General features: G+C 55.8%; 22 protein-coding genes. All 22 read right to left on the bottom strand.

Translation table 11 applies throughout. From position 1 onward, the window contains the following. Positions 1–56: 56 nt before the first annotated feature. The 22 genes from IHV84_RS04230 to IHV84_RS04335 all read right to left on the bottom strand — a co-directional run bounded on the left by IHV84_RS04230 (position 57) and on the right by IHV84_RS04335 (position 21,852). Positions 57–1,289: a glycosyltransferase family 4 protein gene (locus tag IHV84_RS04230; protein WP_198845945.1), complete on the bottom strand. Its 1,233-nt coding sequence runs from the start codon at positions 1,287–1,289 to the stop codon at positions 57–59. A gap of 8 nt (positions 1,290–1,297) precedes the next feature. After that, positions 1,298–2,440 carry a non-hydrolyzing UDP-N-acetylglucosamine 2-epimerase gene (gene wecB / locus IHV84_RS04235; RefSeq protein ID WP_198845946.1) on the bottom strand — a complete coding sequence of 381 codons (1,143 nt, stop codon included), beginning with the start codon at positions 2,438–2,440 and terminating at the stop codon, positions 1,298–1,300. A gap of 31 nt (positions 2,441–2,471) precedes the next feature. Then, a complete protein-coding gene (locus tag IHV84_RS04240) occupies positions 2,472–2,900 on the bottom strand; it encodes a hypothetical protein (protein ID WP_198845947.1) in 429 nt (142 codons plus the stop codon). A 29-nt stretch (positions 2,901–2,929) separates the two neighbouring features. Then, entirely contained in the window at positions 2,930–4,060 is a 1,131-nt protein-coding gene (locus IHV84_RS04245) for a capsular polysaccharide biosynthesis protein CapF (RefSeq protein WP_198846047.1), read from the bottom strand. 180 nt (positions 4,061–4,240) lie between these two features. Next, positions 4,241–4,669, bottom strand: a complete 429-nt coding sequence (locus IHV84_RS04250) for a TA system VapC family ribonuclease toxin (RefSeq protein WP_198845948.1) — start codon at positions 4,667–4,669, stop codon at positions 4,241–4,243. A gap of 3 nt (positions 4,670–4,672) precedes the next feature. Then, positions 4,673–4,924 (bottom strand): CopG family transcriptional regulator, encoded by a 252-nt coding sequence (locus IHV84_RS04255; protein WP_198845949.1) that lies wholly within the window; start codon positions 4,922–4,924, stop codon positions 4,673–4,675. 459 nt (positions 4,925–5,383) lie between these two features. After that, entirely contained in the window at positions 5,384–6,613 is a 1,230-nt protein-coding gene (locus IHV84_RS04260) for a glycosyltransferase family 4 protein (protein ID WP_198845950.1), read from the bottom strand. Then, on the bottom strand, positions 6,610–7,701 hold the full coding sequence (wecB, locus tag IHV84_RS04265) for a non-hydrolyzing UDP-N-acetylglucosamine 2-epimerase (protein WP_198845951.1): 1,092 nt from the start codon (positions 7,699–7,701) through the stop codon (positions 6,610–6,612). Before wecB (IHV84_RS04265) ends, IHV84_RS04260 begins: the two co-directional genes overlap by 4 nt. 78 nt (positions 7,702–7,779) lie before the next feature. Next, complete coding sequence (locus tag IHV84_RS04270) at positions 7,780–9,072, bottom strand: hypothetical protein (RefSeq protein ID WP_198845952.1); 1,293 nt, start codon at positions 9,070–9,072, stop codon at positions 7,780–7,782. 340 nt (positions 9,073–9,412) lie between these two features. After that, entirely contained in the window at positions 9,413–10,528 is a 1,116-nt protein-coding gene (locus IHV84_RS04275) for a glycosyltransferase family 4 protein (protein ID WP_198845953.1), read from the bottom strand. Next, positions 10,525–12,408: an asparagine synthase (glutamine-hydrolyzing) gene (gene asnB / locus IHV84_RS04280; RefSeq protein WP_255523493.1), complete on the bottom strand. Its 1,884-nt coding sequence runs from the start codon at positions 12,406–12,408 to the stop codon at positions 10,525–10,527. Before asnB ends, IHV84_RS04275 begins: the two co-directional genes overlap by 4 nt. A 111-nt stretch (positions 12,409–12,519) precedes the next feature. Continuing rightward, entirely contained in the window at positions 12,520–13,758 is a 1,239-nt protein-coding gene (locus IHV84_RS04285) for an O-antigen ligase (protein ID WP_198845955.1), read from the bottom strand. 87 nt (positions 13,759–13,845) lie between these two features. Beyond that, entirely contained in the window at positions 13,846–15,162 is a 1,317-nt protein-coding gene (locus IHV84_RS04290) for a polysaccharide deacetylase family protein (RefSeq protein WP_233099709.1), read from the bottom strand. Between the two features lie 41 nt (positions 15,163–15,203). After that, complete coding sequence (locus IHV84_RS04295; protein WP_198845957.1) at positions 15,204–16,166, bottom strand: GNAT family N-acetyltransferase; 963 nt, start codon at positions 16,164–16,166, stop codon at positions 15,204–15,206. Then, complete coding sequence (locus IHV84_RS04300; RefSeq protein WP_198845958.1) at positions 16,156–16,797, bottom strand: acyltransferase; 642 nt, start codon at positions 16,795–16,797, stop codon at positions 16,156–16,158. The genes IHV84_RS04295 and IHV84_RS04300 overlap by 11 nt, the downstream gene beginning before the upstream one ends. Next, positions 16,781–18,058 (bottom strand): lipopolysaccharide biosynthesis protein, encoded by a 1,278-nt coding sequence (locus tag IHV84_RS04305; protein ID WP_198845959.1) that lies wholly within the window; start codon positions 18,056–18,058, stop codon positions 16,781–16,783. Before IHV84_RS04305 ends, IHV84_RS04300 begins: the two co-directional genes overlap by 17 nt. A gap of 304 nt (positions 18,059–18,362) precedes the next feature. Next, entirely contained in the window at positions 18,363–18,575 is a 213-nt protein-coding gene (locus tag IHV84_RS04310; protein ID WP_011806160.1) for a hypothetical protein, read from the bottom strand. Then, a complete protein-coding gene (locus IHV84_RS04315; protein WP_198845960.1) occupies positions 18,565–19,032 on the bottom strand; it encodes a PIN domain-containing protein in 468 nt (155 codons plus the stop codon). The genes IHV84_RS04310 and IHV84_RS04315 overlap by 11 nt, the downstream gene beginning before the upstream one ends. After that, on the bottom strand, positions 19,011–19,208 hold the full coding sequence (locus IHV84_RS04320; protein WP_011806158.1) for a helix-turn-helix domain-containing protein: 198 nt from the start codon (positions 19,206–19,208) through the stop codon (positions 19,011–19,013). The genes IHV84_RS04315 and IHV84_RS04320 overlap by 22 nt, the downstream gene beginning before the upstream one ends. A gap of 13 nt (positions 19,209–19,221) precedes the next feature. Continuing rightward, positions 19,222–20,307, bottom strand: coding sequence for a DegT/DnrJ/EryC1/StrS aminotransferase family protein (locus IHV84_RS04325; protein ID WP_198845961.1), 1,086 nt, complete (start codon positions 20,305–20,307; stop codon positions 19,222–19,224). Positions 20,308–20,311: 4 nt separating this feature from the next. Then, complete coding sequence (gene wbpD, locus IHV84_RS04330) at positions 20,312–20,908, bottom strand: UDP-2-acetamido-3-amino-2,3-dideoxy-D-glucuronate N-acetyltransferase (RefSeq protein ID WP_198845962.1); 597 nt, start codon at positions 20,906–20,908, stop codon at positions 20,312–20,314. Continuing rightward, positions 20,905–21,852 carry a Gfo/Idh/MocA family protein gene (locus IHV84_RS04335; RefSeq protein ID WP_198845963.1) on the bottom strand — a complete coding sequence of 316 codons (948 nt, stop codon included), beginning with the start codon at positions 21,850–21,852 and terminating at the stop codon, positions 20,905–20,907. Before IHV84_RS04335 ends, wbpD begins: the two co-directional genes overlap by 4 nt. Positions 21,853–21,968 lie beyond the last annotated feature (116 nt).

Genomic DNA, 21,968 nt, shown 5'->3' on the forward strand with positions numbered 1-21,968 from the left:
CAGACACACCCGCATCTGTTTCACAAGCGACCATATGATCGTCCGGGATGCGACACCTATGCGCTGATTTTAATAAATATATTACCGAACTTACCTACCCCCTCCGCCAAGGCCAAATGCCCGCGGTAAAAGCGCTGGGCCTTGTCACCCATGGCCGCCAAGGCATCTGCGGGCATGGCGGCCAGTTGCTCGGCGGCGCGGGCCAGGCCTTCGGCGTGTTCGGACTCGGCTACCACGCCCCCGCCCGACTGGCGCACCAGGTCTGCGGCATCACCATCGACCGCCATCAACAGCGGCCGGCCCACCGTCATGTAGGCCTGGGTTTTGGAAGGGATGGTGATTTCAAACAGCGGGTCTTTGCGCAGGTGCACAAGCAAGGCATCGGCGGCATTCAGGTAGGCGCCCACCTCGGCCATGGGCACGGCGGGCAAAAACACCACATTGGCCAGCTGACGTTTAGCCGCTTCAGCCTTGAGCCGCTCCACCTCCACGCCGCCGCCCAACATCACCCAGCACACGCGGCGGCCGCGGGTTTGCAGCAAGCTGGCGGCATTCAGCACCGTATCCAAGGCCTGGGCCTTGCCCATGTTGCCGGCAAACAAAATGCGGAACTGTGCGGCCCCCGGGAAGGCGGCAGGCACCTGGCCCACGGGCGCGCCTAACGCAGCCTCGTCCGCCCAGTTGTAGATCACGCTGAGTTTGGAATCGGGCACGCCCCTTTGCTGCAACAAGCGTTTGAAACCCGGCGACAACACCACGATGTGGTCCATGCGGCGGTACACCCAGCGGCACACGCGCGCCACCATGTCCAGCGCCTTGGGGTTGTTCAGCATGCCCGTGGCCCGCAGGGTGTCGGGCCACATGTCCTGAATGTCGTAAACGACCGGAATGCGCCGAAACAGCTTGATCAGCGCCGCCGCCATCCCCACCGTCAATGGCGGGTGGTAGGCATACATGACATCAGCCCGCTTGGCCATGAGCACGCCATAGATCGTGGCAGAGGCCGCAAAGCTCGCGTAGTTGAGCACCCGCTTGATGGCCGACTGGTCGTGGTTGGGGTACAGCGGCACCCGGGTGATCTGCACGCCATCGATCACCTCGCGCTGCAGCCACTGGATGCGGTAGCCCGGATACACCTTGCCGCCGGGGTAGTTGGGGAAGCCAGTGAGCACCCCCACCTCAAACCCCTGGCGCACCAGCTCGCGTGCAAACACCAGGCCTTTGAAGGTGGGCTCGGGGTCAAACCACTGCGTGAGCAGCAACACGCGGGTGCGACGCGGGGCAGACATGGCGGCGCTCAATACTTCTTCCACACCACGCGGTTCACGTAGTCGGTGTAGCTGTGGACGATGCGCAGCACCTTGTCAGACACATTGGGCATGCTGTAGTCAGCCACCGGGCGAATGCCGTGCGGGTTGCTGCGGTCATTGCCGCGTGGCTGGGTGGCCAAAATGGCCAGGCCCTGGCGCACGCGGTCCACCTCCAGGCCCACCATCATGGCGGCGGCTTCTTCCATGCCTTCGGGGCGCTCGTGCGCCTCGCGCAGGTTCAGCGCCGGAAAGTTGAGGATGCTGGCCTCTTCATTGATGGTGCCGCTGTCTGACAGCACCGCCCGCGCGTGCAGCTGCAGATGGTTGTAGTCATGAAAGCCCAGCGGCTTCATCAGCCGCACTAGCGGATGGAACTGCGCCCCGGTCGCATCAATGCGTTTTTGCGTGCGCGGGTGGGTGCTGACCACCACGGGCAGGCCGTGGTCTTCGGCCACCGCGTTCAGCACGGCCACCAGCTTGGCAAAGCTGCGCTCGCTCTCGATGTTTTCTTCGCGGTGGGCGCTGACCACAAAGTAGCCTTCCTTGGTCAGTCCCAAACGCTGCAGCACATCCGAGGCATCAATCTGCGGGCGATAGTGGCCCAGCACCTCGCACATGGGGCTGCCGGTCTTGATGACCTGGTCGGGCGGCAGGCCCTCGCGCAGCAGGTAGTCGCGGGCAATGGTGCTGTAGGTGAGGTTGATGTCGGCCGTGTGGTCCACGATGCGGCGGTTGATCTCTTCGGGCACCCGCATGTCAAAGCAACGGTTGCCGGCCTCCATGTGAAAGATCGGCACCTTGCGCCGCTTGGCCGGAATCACGCTCAGGCAGCTGTTGGTGTCGCCCAGCACCAGCATGGCCTCGGGCTGCTCGGCCAGCAGCAGGGCGTCCATCTTGGCAATGATGGCGCCAATGGTTTCGGCTGCGCTGCCCACGGCGGAATTCAAAAAATGGTCTGGCTTGCGCAGGCCCAGGTCGTCAAAAAACACCTGGTTCAGTTCGTAGTCGTAGTTCTGGCCGGTGTGCACCAGCACATGCTCGCAATGCGCGTCCAGCAAAGGCAGCACGCGCGACAGGCGAATGATTTCGGGCCGGGTGCCGACCACGGTCATGACTTTGAGTTTTTTCATGGCATCAGAGACGAAAAAAAACCGCACGACATCATGCGCCGTGCGGATGTGGTTTGTTTAGGGAAACCGGCACCGGCGTGCCAGCCCCGCTCAAGCCTTGTACAACATGTAATCCTGCTGGCGTGCCTTTAAGCGTACGGGCAATTCCTTTTGAACGAAGTCGGCGATCGATTTCTTGCCTTGCTGCAGCAAGGCGATTTCTGATTTCGTCAACGGATCGGAAACCAACAAGGTATTGGGCTTCGTTGGCGGTGAGTGCTTCGGGCTTGATGCCGAAGATGTTGAAGATTTCATCACCAAACCTCCTTTTCAGTAGTTGCACATTTTTGGGCTGTGGCACCAGTGCAGGGTTACGCCCCGCATTCACCAACACCACGACGTCTTTGATTTTGCCACCGCCGTGTTGAATGTAGTTGGCCAACTCTGCGAGGGTGCCACCCAAGCTGGTGACATCATCCACCAACACGTAGCGTTCGCCTGGCTGTAGCTTCACACCGCGCACGCAAACGTATCCGGCCTTTGCCGGTCAAACACCTCGTTGGCCCACAGCATCACCACCATTTCGTCCTGGCCGATGTTGGTGATGTCGTGCGTCCAGCCTGGCACGGTTTCGACGATTTCGGCCTTGTCGCCACGGGTCACCAGCTCATGGGTTTCGCCGGTTTGCATGTGGCGGAACTTGAAGCGGGCCTGGCCCTTGATGACCAAGAACTTCTCGGTCTTGGTGTGGTGGTAATGCCCGCCGCGCGTGATGCCCGGGTGCGCCGTGAAATAGCTGAACTGCCCGCAGTCGGGCGTCTTGAGCATTTCGGCAAACACCCCGCGCGGGTCGCCGTACATGGGCACGGTGTAGGCAAAGGCCTCTACCGGCAAATAGCTCACATAGGTCGCGTACAGCGCCCGCATGAAGCCAGTGCCCACCCGCTCGGTCATCAGGGTTTGGCGGCTGTCTTTGAACGACTGGATGGTGTGGGCCAGCTCGCCCACGGTGGTGGTGTATTGAGGCGCCACAGCGGCAAAACCCTGGGCATCCAGTGCGGGATCGGCGCCGTCCATGATGTGCACGAAGCGCGCAATCACGTCATCCACATACACCAGCGTGACCGGCGCTGCCGGGTCGTTGACGGTAATGGGCAAGTCGCGCGCGATGTGGTGGCAAAACGTGGCTACCGCCGAGTTGTAGTTGGGCCTGCACCACTTTCCAAACACATTGGGCAGGCGAAACACATGCACAGGCACCCCATGCGTGCGCTGCAGCGCAAACAACGCATCTTCTGCCGCGCGCTTGGTTTGGCCGTAAGGGTTGTCGCGCGCGGCCTGCGTGGACGAGGTATAGAGCACCGGCACCTTCTTACCCGTGCGCAATGCCACATCGGCAACCGCAGTGGCCAGCGCCTGTGTCAAGTCGGTATTGCCGGTTGCAAACTCTGCCGGGTCTTGCGGGCGGTTCACCCCGGCGAGGTGAATGACAAAGTCCACCCCATCAAGCAACGCTGGCAATTCGGCCACGGTGTTGGCGCGGGTAAAGCAACGCACATGTAGGCCTTTGCGCTCCGACAGGTGCAGTTGCAGGTTTTGGCCCACAAAGCCGTTGGCGCCGGTGATCAGGATGGTTTGCATGTTGATCTGTTTGTCATTCATCAAAAATTAATAGCAATATTTTTGTAGGAGCGGCGCCCCTCTGGGAGCGGCGCCCTCGCCGCGAAGGCACCCGCACCCCAACATCCATCGGCCAGAGGACTGGCCTCCTACAAAAACACCCATATCCCTCGCCGCGATGGTGGTCCACACCGCCAACCATTACAACACCCACAAATGCTCTGCCTTGGCGCCTGGAGCAGCTGCCAAATTGACCCGCGCATCAAAACTGACAAAACGGCAGCCATGGCGCACCGCCAGCCCCAACAAATACGCATCAGTAACCTGCCTGTGGCCGAGCAATTGCGGCCAATGCACGCTGCCGGCATCCAGCAGGCTGTAGTCATCGGCAATGAACAGATGTGCCGGTGTGGCCGCCGCCTGCCCCAAGCGCTGTGCTACCGCTGCCAGCGGCAACGCCTGCGGATAAGCGGGCTGCGCCATGATGCGCAGGCAGCCGTTTTGCGTGAGCGGGCACGACGCCCAGCCATGGTGCAGCGACTGCTCCAGCCATTGACTGGCGCGCTGGTGGTGTATGTGCGCAGCATCCAGCAATGCAATGAGCACGTTGACATCGAGCAAGGCACGCACGGCTTACAGGCCCTCGCTGTCGCGCAGCTTGTCGATCAGCTCGTTGCTTACCACCACCCCACGCGGGGCAAACGGCACAAAACCAGTAGCGCTGGCCGCGCCCACCGGTGCAGCAGCGGCTATTTGCCCCACCTGCCCTGTCAGCGCCATGCGCAGCAAGCGCGAAACCACTTTGCCCAAACTCACGTTCTCCTGTCTTGCTAGTTCTTTTGCGGCCATCAAGGTGTCTGGTTCCAGATCAATCGTGGTTCTCACAATAGGCTCCTTGGTTCAGTGACTGAGGAAGTTGATTGTATTGCATCATGATGCAATCGCATCATTGCACCTTGAAGCAGCACCCTTGTGGGAGCGGCGCCCTCTCCGCGATGGCACCGTCTGCCCTGTCAGCGCCATATGCAAAAAGCGCGAAACTGCCTTGCCCAGACTCACGTTTATCAGGGCAAAAGTGGCAGCAGCGCAGTAAAAAAGTGCTTCATATCATTTCAAAATTGATAGCTGCTTGCGCTTTCTGGATAAGCGCTACCGCCCCAAAACATCAAAAAAATCTGCCACGCGAGTCGCCAACGGCTTATCTCGCTGCCACCGCGGCATACCGTCCTCCCCGACGGGGTTTCCGACGATGTTGGCCTTGTCGCCACGGGTCACCAGCTCATCGGTTTGGCTGGTTTGGCGCAACTGGGCGCATGCTTTTTCAGCAAGGGTCCGATATTTTCATCAGCGCCGAGTACACACGTCGTCCAAGACCGCTGCCAGGCGACCTGCCAACTGTTCAAAACCGTGGTTCTGCTCTACATACTCCCGCCCAGCACAGCCCATGCGTTGGCGCTCGGCCAACGGGGTGTTGGCAATTTTGACGATGGCTTCAGACAAGGCCTGTGGCTCCCCGGGCGGTACTGTTAGACCGGCTTGCGCGTCCTCGACAGGATTGTTGGCTGCATCAGACGCAATAAGAATGGGCCGTTCAGCAGCGAGGTAATCAAACAGCTTGTTCATGCTGATGCCATACCGATACAGCCCAGGCAAGTCCAGTACAGCGATCACAAAAGCATCCGCCTGAGAAGCCAAGTTAGGTATATGGCTTTTCGCTACAGGGGGCTCAAACCTTACGTTGGTCAACCCCATTTCCGAGGCTTGCGCCATTAACGATGGTTTCAGGGGGCCATCGCCAATCATGCGTAGGCGAATGTGCCTCCCATCAGGCTGTTCCTGCAAATGCTTCATGGCGCGCAGTACGTTATCCAGACCGTTGGCCTGACCATGTGCGCCAAAATACATCAAGGTGAATTGATCTTTGGCTGTATCTGCAACTGTGCTGCGCGGAAACAGTGACAAATCCACGCCATTTGGAATCCAGACCACACGCTCTTTCGGAATGCCTAACGGGGTGATGTATTCCCACGCCCGTGGCAGCAGCACCACGGTACGCGCTGCTCGCCGATACAGCCAAAGCTCCAGTTTGCGCAAGGCCCATGTCATAAAAGAGCCCTCTTGCAAGCGCCCCATATCGACCAGCGTTTGCGGCCACAAGTCGCGCACTTCAAAAATGAACGGCACTTTAAAACGACGGGCCAGCAGCGCCCCCGCTACTGCAGCAAAAGGGTGCACACTGGAACCAATCACCACATCCGGGCGGGGCAGCTTGGCCGTAGTCCCCCGCTGCAAAACTGCCCACGTATAGGCAAGCATATTGCGCATGCGCCCACCGCCATTGCCTTGGTATTCAGGCGTGCGCACCCACAAGAAAGGCACGCCTTTGAAATGGTCACAGCGCTGCTTTTCGTCAGGCGCCAAACGCTGGTGCCCGCTTTGGTGCTCCACGCTGGCCGCAATCACCGTGGCGTGCCAGCCATAAGCCTGTAGATGTTCTGCCAAATGAAAGTGTCGCGTACCACCAGCCCCACCAGGTTCTTGGGCGTAGTGGTTGAGAATCCAGACGTTTTTCATGCCGCCAAAAACTCCTTCAAGCCCGCAACCACCCGGCCCGCCGCCTGCCCACCGCCATACAAGGCCCCTTCGTCGCGCACCAAGCGGCCTAAATTGCGTTGAATGGCATCAAGAATTTTTGCTTGATCGGCACCCACCAGCTCGTTGGCACCCACCTGCAGCAATTCCACCCATTCCGTCTGGTCACGCAGGGTGACGCAGGCTTTGCCCATAAAAAAAGCCTCTTTTTGCACGCCGCCACTGTCGGTAACCACCAAACCGCAGTGCTGCAACAGCCACAGCATTTGCAGATAACCCACGGGTTCAATCAGCGTGATGTGGCGCGGGGTGATGTGCTGCTGGGCCAGGATGTTGCGGGTGCGCGGGTGCACGGGCAGAACGACAGGGGTGCTTTGGGCAGCTGCATCCAATGCCGCGACAATCGCGCCTAAGCGCTGGGGGTGGTCGGTGTTTTCTGCCCGGTGAATGGTGGCCAGCACAAAGCCATCGCGCAGCGCCAAGCCGTCAGGCGCGCTGGCACGGGTGGCAAACAGTTGGGCGCTGTCTTGCATTACATCGCCCACCTGGGCAATGCGCTGTGGCTGGCCGTTGGCCATGGCGTAAGGAAAGCCTTCTTTGCCCAGGTTGGCCACGGCGGCATCGGTGGGGCAAAACAGGATATTGCTGACCCGATCCGTCAGGATGCGGTTGACCTCTTCGGGCATTTGCATGTTGAAGCTGCGCAACCCCGCCTCGACATGCGCGACCGGAATGTGCAGTTTGGTTGCGGCCAAGGCCCCAGCCAGGGTGGAATTGGTATCGCCGTACACCAGTACGCAATCGGGCCGCTCTTGCAACAGTACCTTTTCAATCTCGATCAGCATGCGCCCAGTCATGTCGCCATGACTGCCACCGTGAATATCAAGCTGGTCGTTCGGACGCGGAATGGCCAGCTGGTCAAAAAAGATATCGCTCATATTGGCGTCAAAGTGCTGGCCGGTGTGCACGATGACTTCTTGCAAGCCGTCGGTCTCTGCAACCGCTTTGGAGACAACGCTGGCCTTGATGAACTGTGGGCGTGCGCCGATGATGGTGAGGAGTTTTTTCATCTTTTTTTATAGCTGGTTGCGCTTGCTGGATAAGGGCTTGAGCCCATTTTGAGCTGAAATTTTCACGAAGGGCTGCCACTACCGCACCAGCGTTGGCCAAAACATCAACTGCTCCACCATGCGGCTGCTGGCGGAAGCCGCGGGTGACAGCCCGCCGTAATGCTTGCGGATAAAAGCCACCGCCGCAGGATCAGCGGAGTCTGCCAATGCGTAAATGGACCGGGCCAAATCATCGATCACCGGGTAATACGCCCCCCAGATGGCGTAACCACCCGTAGGGAAGGAGTTAGACAAGCCAAACGGTGGATAACCTGCATAACACGCGCCCGTGCCGTTGTCGTAGGCCACGCGGTACCAGCCATTGGCACCGCCCCAGTAGTTGGCAAACAGTGGCCGCTGCGCATCGCCATTCCAGACACCTGCCACCAGTTGCGCCGCAAAAGCCTGCGCAAGGTCGGGCGCTGGCAAACGCTCTGGAGCCAACCCATACCAAGCCTGCAGCGCGTGGCGATTGCGCTGCAGCGCATCAAGCACCTGTACCAGGCGACGCGCATGGCTAAAGTCCCACCCCAGGTTTTTGACCGGCGGCACCTTGGCGGCATCGACCAGCACGCGCGCCCGCATGCCGCCGCCCTCCACGGATTCACACACCGCGGGCACCTGGCTACCGGTGTACCCCGCAAAGCGGTTGGTAGCAAACAGCCGCCAGTAGCCGGCATCCACGTCAGCCACTTGCACGCTACCTGCAAGTCGGTCGGACTGTACGGTTTGCAGGCTCAGGCGCCGCTCAAAAAAACGCAAGAGCGCGGCCACGCCCTCAACCAACTCGGTATGCGCCGCGCTGCCCGGCACGGCCACAGCGCGCAGCACCTCAGGCTGCACTGCGGCAATGCCCGCCAGGTGCGCATGCACACCCAGCATCCACAAGGGCTTGTCGGTATAAAACAAGGCCGAGTTGCCGTCCTTCACATCCTGCGGGTTGGCACCTGCCATGCGCATCCACTGTGCGCGCGCGCTGGCATTGCCCCAGCGCAGCAAATGCGCCGCCGCCATCTGCGCCGTGCGCGCCACAAAGGGGTGGCTGCGTGCTGCTGCATCGGGCGCATGGGCCAGCGCATCGGCCAGCGCCGTGAACAAGCCCAGGCCTTGCAGACTGACCAGCATCACCTCGGTATTGACCAGCCGGTTGCGCGCATTGCATACCGCGCCACCACGGCAAATCCAGGCAAGCTTGGTGGCGTCGCCATCCAGCGGCTCTAACGTGTCGAACACGGGCAACAAGTCGTCCGCCAGTTGCGCCAGCCTGTCCAGGCGGCCACAGCGCTGGGCCATCATCATCAAGTTGTGGAACTCGATTTGAATGTCATACAAGGCGTAGGTATCGCCTTGGTCTTGAAGCCGCGCGCCAATAAGCTGCCCACGCATAAAAGCGCGCCCCTGCGCATCCCAAAGCTGCCATGTGCGCGCCTCTACGGTGCCCCCGCAGGCAAACGGCGTAGGGGCCGCACCCACCGCGCGCGCGGGGGTCACCACGGCACTCTGCGCAGCATCTTCAGGTGGTTGCGGCAATGCGCAAGCAGTCAAGCCCAGCATGGCAACCAGCAAAGGGAGCGCCTTCGCTACGGACAAGAATTTCATCTTTTTATTTCAAAATTGATAGCTGTTAGCGCTTGCTGGATAAGCGCTAAAGGCTTTTTTTACCAATCAACCGTTACCTCAAATTTTCATAAAGCTGGAGCAACTTGGCCTCCTCCATGCCCCAGTTGTACTTTTCCTGCACCGCACGCTGGCCGTTGCGCCCCATGCGCTCGGCCTCCTTGGGGTGGGTCACCAAGTAATCGATAGCGCGTGCAATTGCTGCCGGATCGAGGGGATCGACACACAGGCCGCAGTCATTGCCCTCCACGATTTCGCGCCACAGGGGAAAGTGCGACGCGATGACAGGCACGCCTGCCGCCATGTACTCAAACATTTTGACAGGCAGCGAGTCGATGTAAGTAATCGTTGGATGCAAGGTCACCAGACCAGCCACCGAACGACCCAGCACCTCCTTCACACCGGTTCTGTCCAGCCAACCCAACTCATCGACCCGCTGCCATCCCGCCTGGCTGCGCACCTGCGCTTCAACATCAGGTTCAGAGAATGTGCCGCCCAACTGCAACCTGGCCCCGCTGCTCGCCAGCCCCATGGCCTGCACCACCTCCAGAATGCCGCGCATGCGGCCAATACCGCCCACGTAGCACACCTGGTTCTGCTTCACCGACCAATCAACGGCTCCCGTCGAAAGCTCACCAAGCATGGGATAGTTATTAATATCTACAGTGCGAGGAGTTATTTTCTTGAATCTCTGGGCAATAAATGGGGTTGCTGCAGCAACAGAAAAAAAGAAACGTGCACCAAAATACTCCAGTGCACTCATCGTGCCGCTCACCGCTTTGCGAATCCATGGTGCGATCCACTCTTTGGTCAGAATATCCTGTGGCACATCCTCATGCACGTCATAAATTACCTTCTTACCGCTCAATGCAAGGAGAATACCGTAAGGAATTAATTCTGCATCATGAAAGTGATAAACATCTGCACCAAGACTCCGACCGATCGAGTAACAGCGCCAAGCCTGCCGCACCATACGAGAAAAACGACCGACTGGCGCTTGTAACGCATGTAACGTGACACCCAGGGCTTGGGCTTTTGCTAGCTCTTGATCGCTAGCCACAATCACCAAGTGCGTTTCATACCCCGCGGCGGCTAACGAGGCGCATTCCTTATGAAAAACTCTCACATCCAGCCCGCGATGGGCAGAAGAAAGATGGCAAACGCGTGTCATGCCGCCGCCCCCTCTGCTTTAGCTGGTGGTCGAATGGGCTCGGCCAACCAAGCCAGCATAAGCGCCTCGTCCAACAGGTTGCTATTGGCCTGCAATGCTTCATTCGACAAAACGTGATTAATATTCACATTTTTTTTCATATATGGCGCCAAAGCACTCTTTTGATCATGCAGACGCGCACGCAGAGCATCTCCCAATCCGTCAGCAATCCAAGTTTGCGTGACGTCAAATCCGCGCTTTTTTCGATTCAGGCGAATGAAGTCAGGCACCACCCCCTGGCTGACATGGCGAACGGCCCATTTGCCAAAGCCATTGGCAATTTTTAGACGCGCTGGCAAGGCCAGCGCCAATTCCACCAAGCGGTAATCCATAAAAGGCAGCCGTGTTTCCACCCCATGACCCATGGAATTTCGATCTTCGTACCGCAATAACGTGGGAATGCTCCAATGCTGCACATCCTCGATTTGCCGGTCAGCCAGGCCGCCCGCTGCCGCGCCCCATAAATTGGCCGTGGGCGCAGTCCAATCCAGCAGGTCAAAAGCGAAGTCTGTTTTGGGCTGGTATCGCCCCAGCGCTCGCCAAAACAAACGCGCCTGCCCTGCCTCATGCAGCAGCATCAGACCCAGGGAATACAGCAACCGCACCGTGTTGCCTGCGTCGCGCGTGCGCATGGCGTGGCGCGCTGCCACCACAAAAAACTTGCGATACCCAGCAAAAGCCTCGTCGCCCCCCTGCCCCCCCAGAAGCACTTTGAAGCCCGCCTGCCGGACGTGGCGGAAGACCTCGTTTTGCGCCATCACACTCAGCCCCGGAAAAGGCGCCTCTTGATAAGACAGGGTGCGCTCCAACAATGCGTCCAAGCCTGCGGCGTCTAGGGCTGGCCAGATGTAATGCGGCGTAATGCCCACTTTTCGGGTAAGCCGATCAACGACCGGCCCTTCCGACTGCAAAGCATTGGGTGAACCATAGGTAAAGCCATGCAAATCCGTCACTTGCCGCGCAGCCAAAGCCGCTACGGTGGAAGAGTCGAGACCGCCACTGAGCGAAACGGCCAGCGGCACATCACTGCGCAAGCGCAGCTTGACGGCGTCTTGCAGCAAATGCTGGCACTGCTCCAGCAAATCATTGTCAGAGCAGACCGCAATGCTGGCCTGCTTGGCCGCCACTGCCTGCGCCAGGTCGTACCAGCGGCCCTCCGTGATCTCTAGCCCCACGTTAGCCCCAGAGGCAGTTGGCGTGATAGTCAGCTTGAGCCAGCCGCCAGGCGCCACACTGTGCACGCCCTCAAAAGGAGCCCCGCCATCAGGCCCTTCAAACGCCTTGTAGCGCAGCCCGAAGGAACAGTAGGCGGTGTCCACTTGCGCATCGATAGCCTGCGCCACTGCCGCTACAGAAGACGAAAAAACAAGTCCATCGCCAGGTAACCGCGCCCACAACAAAGGCTTAACGCCAAAGCGATCACGCACCAGCCACGTTTCGCCCGTTTTCTGGTTGTGAACCGCGAAAGCAAACATGCCATTCAAACGCGGCAAAGCATCAATACCCCACTGGGCCCAAGCCTTCAGTAAAACTTCGGTATCACTCGCACTGTGAAAAGACCAACCCAAAGCACGCAACTCTTCGCGGATTTCTATGTAATTGAATATTTCACCGTTATAGGTAATTATCCAGTCGCACGCCTCATCCAGCATAGGTTGCCGCGCATGGTCTGAAACATCAATGATGGATAAGCGCGCATGAGACAGGTTAATAAAAATGTTTTGGGCCTGGCCGTCCCAGGTGCCACTACCGTCCGGGCCTCTTGGGGCGATGAAATGCCGCACCGTGTCCGTCACAGGACTCATTGATGAATGCGCAATCGCGCCAAGAATTCCGCACATAAATTAATTTATACTAAAAATTCTCTTGACCATACATCTAGATAGGCATCACATCACAAGTAAAAAGATAGATGCCGATGTACTCTTGTCAATTGAAGGATCCGAGGCCAGTCATTTGGCTGAAAATTTCGAACAACCTTGAGGCCGAAGTTGCACGCTATATTTTCGCCGCGATACATCAATCATTCTCGCAACAAAGCCAATTGTCAAGCCAAAAAGAAGATACCCATAATCTTTTGAGAGAAGCATTAGCGGTATCGTAAAGAAAAAAAGGCCAACCACAATATTTAACAAGACATCTTCATCTTTTTCTTTGGTTTGCGCATTAAAAATGGCAAGACCCATAAAAAGAAAAGATGCCACGTAAAGAATGAATCCAAAAACGCCAAGATCAACCCACGCAGACAAAAGGTTATGAGCATAACTACCCACACCACCACCAGTGGCAAGCGCATAACTCCCATAATCCCCAAGCAAAGGATTTTCAACTATTGTGACAATTGCTGCATCACTTAGCTCACTTCTTGCCATAACGCTTGAAGATTTACCTTCATATAGCAGCTCCATAAATCTATTTCCCTCTATGATTTCACTGGGAACGATGTTTATTAAAACAAGCAAAGAGGATATTAATAAAATTAATCCAAACAATGATTTTTTTATATTAAATTTATAGAAAACAACAAAAAACAGAGAGACAACAAAACCAATTAATTCCGATCGCGCCCCATTAACAAAAAGACCTGCAAGCGATATTATTGACAACACCAAGAAGAAAGGAATACTCTTTGTGACAGCCAATGCAAAGATTGCCACAACAACAATCGATCTTGCAAAACTCTGATAGCCTGCTACTGAATCTTGATCAGCGACATCCACAGCCAGATAAAAAATGCCACTTTGCCCAATGTTGAAAAATGCCACCCCACACATGATTAATAAACTAAAGATTATTATTTTTTTGAGGGTATGGCTTTCGTAGTCTACTGTTCTAGCAAGCAAATACATTGCCAAATTAAGAGTCAATCGACTAATTGTAGATTCCAATAACTCCGCCTCAATTTCTAGCCCAGAGCCGAGAGCATAATTAATCAATCCGACAAATCCAGAGTAAATAAATATTACAACAAAAAAACAATCAAGACGATTCAACACAATCGATCCATCATTTAACCTTCGGAAAAATAATAATACAAATATCGGCAAAAAAATTATTGCAATCGGCCTAAAAAAACCACCAAGAAATGGGGTTAAATAGCCTAATCCAACCAAGCTGTGGTAGGCAAAGAAACCCGGGAAAAAAAGCAAGAAAGCAAAACCTGGGATTTTTAAATTTTTCACAATTCTCATTAATATAATTAACTTTTATTTAATAAAATTAATGATAAATTAATTTGACAACTAATTTTCGCTTCAATAATATTGTAGAATTTATTTTCATTGCAATACTGCCTCATACAAACCACGCTCGGCCTCTGTCTCAAACTGAGAGTTATGCCAAAGCAGCGTAAAGCACCCATCCACTGCACAGCACGCGTCTTTGAGTTGTGAAAACTTGGCATGCGCAGCGTCACCCGTGCCCAAGCCCATGTAGCGCGGTGCCATGACGGTGCATTCCATCGCAATCAAGGGGCGCACGCGCACATTGAGAATTTCACCTTGCACAGGATCAAACGCTGGGTATTCAAAACAGGTACCGCAGCGAAACCCTGGCAGGTCGGCGTAGCTCAGCGTGCTGTCGTAATCCATGCCCGCGTCTGCCCAGGCGCGCAGGGTGATGGGTTGTTCCCAGCGCAGGTAGTGCATGCGCCCGCCCCATTCAGGCTGGGTAATCCCATCTTCTGCAGCTACGCGGCGCAGGCGCTGTGCCTCAGCGGCAATGATTTCGGGTTTTTGGTAGCTGCCATAGCTGGGGTGCAAGCCAACTTCGTGGCCGCGTTGGTGAATGCGGCGCATCAAGGCTCGAATGGCGGGGTGTTCTGGTTCGTAGGCAGCATCCATATTCGAGGTGCGGCCACATATGAAATAAAAGGCGCTGGTCAGGCCATGGCGGTCTGACATGTCCATAATCCATTCAAACGTGTTGAAAGAATCACTCGGGTGGAGCGCATCGCGCGTGTTCAGGCGAATCCACGGTGCGCGCAGGGCACTTTGGATATCCCTGCGCTTGAGCACATCGCCCGCCATGGAGCGCAGCAGCCCTTTGGCACTGGCAAAACCATAACGGCTGGGGGCATCCACATCGTGCGACACCTTCATGCTGAAGCTGTGCTGCTTTAGCTGCAAACCCGGCCAGGTGCGGGTGATGACTTGCCCCAGGATGTGCAGCCATTCGTCCACGATGGGGCGCTCTAAATAACCATGCTTGAACGCGTGGCACGAGGTGGCAGGAAACCGCCCGTGTGCATCCAAATCGGTGCGCCCCACTTCTTCTTGGCGCGACAGCATCCAATAGGTCAGGCCGAGGATGTCGTAGTGAATGCGCCAGCCCTGCGCGGTCGGCTCGATCAGTGGAGACGGCAGCGTGCTTGCACCAGGGGCGGGCAGAACCGGGTCCAGCGCCGTGTGCCAACCTTCGGTGGCGGCATTCCACAGGGTGCATGGCAGGTTGGAATCGGCACGGGTGAAGGTGGCACCATCCAGCGCCAACGTGATGCAGGGGGTTGCCGCGTCGAGGGTGATTTGGAGCGTGTTGTCAGACTGCTGCTGCAGGGTAAAGGCGTGGCCGAAGCGCTCTTGCAGGATGAATTGCATCCATTCAAGCGTTGATGGTGTTGCCCAAATTTTCTTCACTGTCATCTGCCGGCTTTCCAAGCTTTCAAGAAAAGCGCTGTTTTAAGAATACGAGAGGGCGTTTTTGTAATGGTGAAATATGGAACTTGAATGCCGCCACAGTCTCGGCGCACAGGCTCAACAGTTTCTAGCATGCTTCCTTCAAAATCAAAACGGTTCAGTCCTAGCGACTGTGCCGTATATTTAATTGCTTCCCATATTAAAAGAATGCCTGCACCGCTATTGCGCAAATCTGGATCCTCGCCAACCATGTGGACATATGACGAATTTGCATCCCATGTCAAGTAAAGTGCTGAATGTATTTTTCCCTGTGAGTCTTCGGCGTAAAAAATTTTTCTTTTCTTCTTTTGCGACAAAATCAAATCATGATTTTTAATAAATTCCAATGTGTATGGAATACTGACATTTTGCCTAGAAAATGTCAGTGCGTTGATTTTGTAGAAATCTTCAATCGCTAGATCTTCTTTAACCGCGACAATTTTTAATGCTTTTTTTATTTTGTTTCTATACGATGAATCAAAATTTGATAAAACCGCATCGAGATTGCTAAGGTCTGTGATGGCGTAGGTGTACCTTGTTGTCTGCTGAAAGTCCAACCAATAAACAGGTAGCCAGTTAGTAATATCCGAATGCCAATTTTGCTGAAAATGATCAAAAGTAGGTAGTTTTGCAAAGAGTTCTTGAATTCTCTTTTTTTGCAAACCGAGCTTTCTCGAATACCTTGCATCGCTCTTCCTCAGCCAGGGGCCTAAGCTTTGGGTGAGAATGGGCTGCGAAATAATCGATAAACCATAAATCTTTTTGATAGTGAAAGGCATCGATGCTACGATTTCATCGCCATCCTCCACCAGAACAACATCCCACCCCTCCTTGCCTGTTACTGAATCTAGCCACCAGGCTTGGCTGAAGAGGGGGATGCTGGGTTCGCGCTCGCAAAGCTGGCGATAGAGCTCTTTATTTAACAAGATAATCGCCCATCAATTCATCAAGTGAGCTTGCCTGAAAAGCTTTTAAATAGCCATCTATTAATTCTGGATTTTGCTTTAACAACTTTAAATCGATGGGCCTAACATCTCCAATTTTTTTCGCCGGGTTGCCTGCAATGATTGAAAAATCTGGAAATTCACCACTTACATATGAGAATGCACCAACTATCGAGCCTTTGCCAATTTTTGTGCCTGGCATAATAATAGAGTTGGCACCAACAAAAGTATTTGCGCCGACTTCAACACTGCCTTTTTTCCTCCCTTGATGTGAATCAAAGTAAGTGTCGTGATATTTGTTGTTATAAATGCGTATTGAGTTATGACTGCTGTGTGTGAAAATTCCGACACGCGTTCCAATTTGACAGTCGTCGCCGATTTTTACACCGTTAAATGTGTCCAAGATAGTGAAATGCCAAATAAATACATTGTTACCGATGTCGAGCTTCGACCAATGTGTGACATCGATGGTATTGCTTAAAAATAAACGTTTATTTTTAAACTGAACGCAATAAACTTTAGGCTTAAGACTATAGATGCCTTTGAAATAAAGAAAGCCCCGTAGTGCACTGACGAATTTCTTGGGAATTATTTTTTTAATAACTCGAAGCACTTTTTTCTCCCGAAATTTTGAAATTTATAAATCCTGCAATCAAATACATCAGGCTATAAACAACTGCAAATAAAATAAGCGTATGCGTTGGATTTGCAAGTAGATTGCCAATGATGAAAGTAGCCGCCACCAAACCAAACAAAGCTATTTGCCACCAAAGGTCAATTTTTTGTTGTCCTGCTATCACAGCTACTTGACTGATAGGGCTAGTAACAAACTTTAGAAAAAACATGGGCGTGAGAATTTGTGCATACTCACCAGCAATACGCCAACCTGCACCAAAAACAAACGAGAAAAGCGGGGGGGCGATAAAGAAAAACACCAAAAACGGAATCACGGCGATCAGCAATAAGCGCTTCAAGGTTTTTGTGTAAATGGCTTTGCAATTGCCATGGTGCGCATAGGCGTAGCTTGCTTCTTGGCGAAAAACATCGCCCAGCGCACCAGCGACCAAGCTCATGGGCGCCCCCATAACCCGCTGTGTCAAGGTATAAAAGCCAGCGGTGGCGGAGTTAAACAAGGCGCCCAAAAGCATCACTGGCATTTGCGACGAGGCAGTGTTAAAGCCGTGCGCAACGATGAGATATTTGGGGAAATTCAAATATTTCTTTGCCAGCGCAATGATGCGATTCTTTTGAATCGTTTGAATCAGTGCCTTGTCCTCTTGGCAGATGAGCCGCGTCAATACGGCGGTGGACAGCACTTGCCCAGCCAATTGGCCCCCAACCAACCCGGCAGCGCCCGCACCCACATACCCCGCCCCTAATTGCGCCAAGGATGCACTCCCGCTTTGTGCCGTGCGGCTGATCGCGAGGCGTTTGTATTGGCTCTTGCGGTTGCTCCAGTAATTCAGGCTTTGGTAAATACCAGACAGCAAGGTAGAAGCGGGCACCCAATACAGCCAGGCCGATAACTCCGGGGCACCGAGCAGTTGGGCAATCGGCTGGTTAAAGGCAATCACCACCAGCAGCAATAACCCGCTAAGAAGCACACTGAGCACAGCCGAAAGCGCCGCGATGTGAATGGCATCGCGGTCTTGCTTTGGGATCAGGATTGCCAGTTCATAGCGGCCCGTGACCAGCACGCCCAAGATGGAGGCCACCGCCAAGTACATTGCAAACACGCCAAACTCCTCGGGGGTGTACAGGCGCGTGAGGATGGGGCTGACGGCAATGGGCAAGGCTTGCGCAAAGGCGGTGCCCGTCATCAAGGTGATGACGTTGCGGGCATAGGTACTTTTGGGGACGAGTTTGCGCAGCATGCGGAGTGTTTTTACTACATTATTGATAGCTTGTAGCGCTTGTTTTTAAAGGGCTAGAGGCCAATTTGGCTTGATATTTGGCGCATCTCAGATCCAATCGGTAGCCTTCACCCCTGCCCTCTCCCAGAGGGAGAGTAATACCGGGGATGCAGTCGCAATGGTTGTTTTGAGGGGCGCTTGTATGTGGGATATCGCGGCAAGGGCGCCGCTCCTACGGGGGGCAGGATGCGCTGGATACCGCCGCCGTAGCGCTTGGCGTGCACGGGGTTGAGCAAATCTGCCACTTGTTTCCCTACGCGCTGGGCTATGAGGCTTTTTGCTGCGCTTGACGCATAGCCTGGTTGGCTTGTTCCGCCAGCGTTTCTATGTCAGTGTCGGGCAATCCGGTTCGGCGCCACTGCGTGTAGTCAAACTTGTCACGAGACAGCGCTGCGATGAAGCGCTCGGCTTCTACCAGGCCCAATGCGGCAATCAGTGCTTGCATGCCCGTGGTGCGAATTTCAGCTTCAGTTCTCATACCAGTTCTCCAGGATGGCCAGGGCGTCTGTGGGCAAATACGCGTTGTGCATGCCCTGCCTGCGTAAGTTTTTGAGCAGACGGTCGTCGGTGGTTACAAAGAAATCTGCGCCGCCAGCGATGGCGCTGGCTACGTGCAGTGCGTCGTAGCTTTTGATGCCGTTTTCGAGCATGGGTTTAGCCAGGGCAACGACCTCGGGACCAGCTTCGATAATTTTTTTGGCCAGCCAGCGCCATTGGGTTATGGCCAGTTGGTTGTCTGGATAAGGGTTGCGGCTGCATTCGTAATCCAGTGCAGCAGACCAAAGCAAGTGGCAACTTCCAGCCTTGACATGATCTTGCAATTCCAGCTTGGCCTGCGTCTCCAATCGTATGCGGGTCTGCGTTTGGTCGTCGTATGGGCGGTTGAAGCAGCACATGTCGAGATAGATGGTTCTCATTTTTCCCTCTTCCTGCACGCTGGGGTGGCTGCAATGTGGGCGTTGTCGCGCACACCGATCAGGATGGTGCCGCCATGGGTGTTGGCAAAGGCCACGGCGGTTTCAATCACGCCGGTGCCAAACTGCTCTTTGAATTCAAGGGTTTCCCCCTCGCCAGCGCGCAGCAGGGTTTGGATGGCTTCTGCCGTCAGCATTTGGTCACGCCTATCAGACCAAGCCCGAGAGCGCGTGCACGATGCGGTCTTGCGTGGCGGCATCCAGCCCGGGGTGCATGGGCAGGCTCATGACCTTTTGCGCCACGGCATCGCCCACGGGCAGCTGGGCGTGCGGGTCGGCCACGGCGGGTTGCTGGTTGAGCGGTGTGGGGTAGTGCACGGCGGTGGGGATGCCTGCGGCCTGCAGCTGCGCTTGCACCTGGCTGCGGTTTGGCACTTGCACGGTGTACTGGGCCCAGGCGCTGGTGTTGTGCGCTTCGATATGGGGCGTGGTGGCAATGCCTGCCTGGTTCAGCAGGGCGTTGTAGCGCTCGGCCACTTGTTGGCGCAGGGCCAGTTCTTCGTCGAGGATAGCCAGCTTGGGCAGCAGGATGGCTGCTTGCAGGGTGTCGAGCCGGCTGTTGACGCCCACGTGGATATGGTGGTAGCGGCGGTCTTGGCCGTGGCGGGCGATCTGGCGCATGACTTTGGCCAGTTCGTCGTCGTTGGTAAAGAGGGCACCGCCGTCGCCATAGCAACCCAGGGGCTTGCTGGGGAAGAAGCTGGCGCAGGCGATCGTCGTCAGATTGCAGCTTTTGCGGCCTTTGTAGGTGGCGCCAAAGCTTTGGGCTGCGTCTTCAATCACCGGTATGCCGCGTTTGGCTGCAATGGCGTTGATGGCGTCATAGTCGGCACACTGGCCATACAGGCTGACGGGGATGATGGCCTTGGTTCGCGGGGTGATGGCGGCTTCTAGCAGGGCGGGGTCGAGGTTGTAGGTGCGCGGGCACACGTCCACATACACGGGTTTGGCGCCCAGCAGGGCCACGGTTTCGGCGGTGGCAATGTAGGTGAAGCCGGGGGTAATGACTTCGTCGCCGGGGCCGATGCCCAGCGCCATTTGGGCAATTTGCAGGGCGTCGGTGCCGTTGGCTACGGTGATGCAGTGTTTGACGCCGGTGTATTCGCACAGCTTTTCTTCCAGCTCGGCCACTTCGGGGCCCAGGATGTATTGGCCGTGATCCAGTACGCGTTGGATGCCAGCGTCAATGTCTGCCTTCAGGCGCTGGTATTGGCTTTTGAGGTCGATGAAGTCCATGGCTTTAGCGGTAAAGGGTTGACGCAGGCATTTTGGCAAGGGTCCTGCCGTTCAGCACGTAACGTGCACCGGTGTGGGGGCAGGTGCTTTCGGCAGCGCCTTGCAGGGGCAACTCCAGCTGTTCGCCAAACTCGCTCATCCAGCCAGTCTGGCGGGCGGGTACGCCCACCATGAGGGCGTACGCGGGCACGTCTTTGTTGACGACAGCGCCTGCGCCCACAAATGCGTATTCGCCAATGGTGACACCGCATACGATGGTGCAGTTGGCCCCCAGGGTGGCGCCTTTTTTAACGAGGGTGCTGCGGTATTCGTTTTTGCGCTCAATGAGCGAGCGGGGGTTGTACACGTTGGTGAACACCATGCTGGGGCCGCAGAACACGCCTTCTTCCAATGTGACGTTGTCGTAAACGCTGACGTTGTTCTGGATTTTGCAGTGGTCACCAATGACGACTTTATTGCCAACAAACACGTTTTGGCCCAGCGAAACGCCTTTGCCTATGCGGGCGCCGCCGCACACGTGCACGAAATGCCAAACGCGGGTGCCTTCGCCAATTTGGGCGCCTTCATCGACGATGGCGCTGGGGTGAACGGTGTAGTTCATGCGAGCAGGCGTTGGACGTAGGGGTGGGCATCGGCACCAGGTGGGGCGATTTTTGCAGTGCGGATGACGTTGACGGTTTCTATGCAGTGGCGGGCGTCAGCCAGCCCATAGCCTCGGCCTGCCAGGATTTCGCGGTAGCTGGTGGTGTGCAGGTCGGTAAAGCCTTCAGAGAATTCGAGCTGCTCGCCGCTGATGTCGATGCTGCGGTAGGTGGGTTTTTTGCCTTTGATGTCGTCGGGCAGGTCGTTGGCATCGATCGACAGGAACCAGCGCACGCGGGCGCGTTCGTATTCGAGGTAGCCGGCAGCCTTGGATTCGGCGCTGTAATGCACGACGTTGCGTTGCAGCTTGCCGAAGATGAAGTGCAGCATGTCGTAGAAGTGCACGCCAATGTTGGTGGCCACGCCAAAGGACTTGCGCGGGTCGCCCTTCCAGCTTTCCATGTACCACTTGCCGCGGCTGGTGATGTAGGTCAGTTCGACATCGAATTTGGTGTCGGTGGGGGCGGTGGCAACCTTGTCGCGCAACTTCAAAATGGCTTCGTGGTGGCGCAACTGGAGGATGTTGAAGACCCGTTTGCCGGTTTCACGCTCCACAAGCGCCAGTTCGTCCAGTAGTTCGGGGGTGGGCACCAGGGGTTTTTCGCAGATCACATCGGCGCCCAGGCGCAGGCCGGCGGTTATGTGCGGGTGGTGCAAATAGTTGGGGCTGCAGATGGCCACGTAGTCAAGCGCCCTGGCGGGATTGCGGCGCAGCTGCTGGGCGTGCTCTTGAAAGCGCTCAAACTCGGTAAAGAACTCGCTTTGCGGCGAAATGCTGTCGATGATTCCGACCGAGTCGTTGATGTCGTAGGCCACGGCCAGGTGGTTGCCGGTGTCTTTGATGGCGCGCATATGGCGCGGTGCAATGTAGCCTGCAGCACCGATGAGGGCAAAATTTTTCATAGCAATAGGCGCAATAGGGATGTGCGTTAGCGGCTTAAAAGAGGCTCTTCTAGCGAATAGTAGTGATGGAAATCGCCGCACGTCTGTAAACGACGATTTCGACGTACGACATTTAT

It is taken from the genome of Acidovorax sp. IB03, from assembly GCF_016406015.1.
In the GTDB taxonomy this organism is placed as follows: domain Bacteria; phylum Pseudomonadota; class Gammaproteobacteria; order Burkholderiales; family Burkholderiaceae_C; genus Acidovorax; species Acidovorax temperans.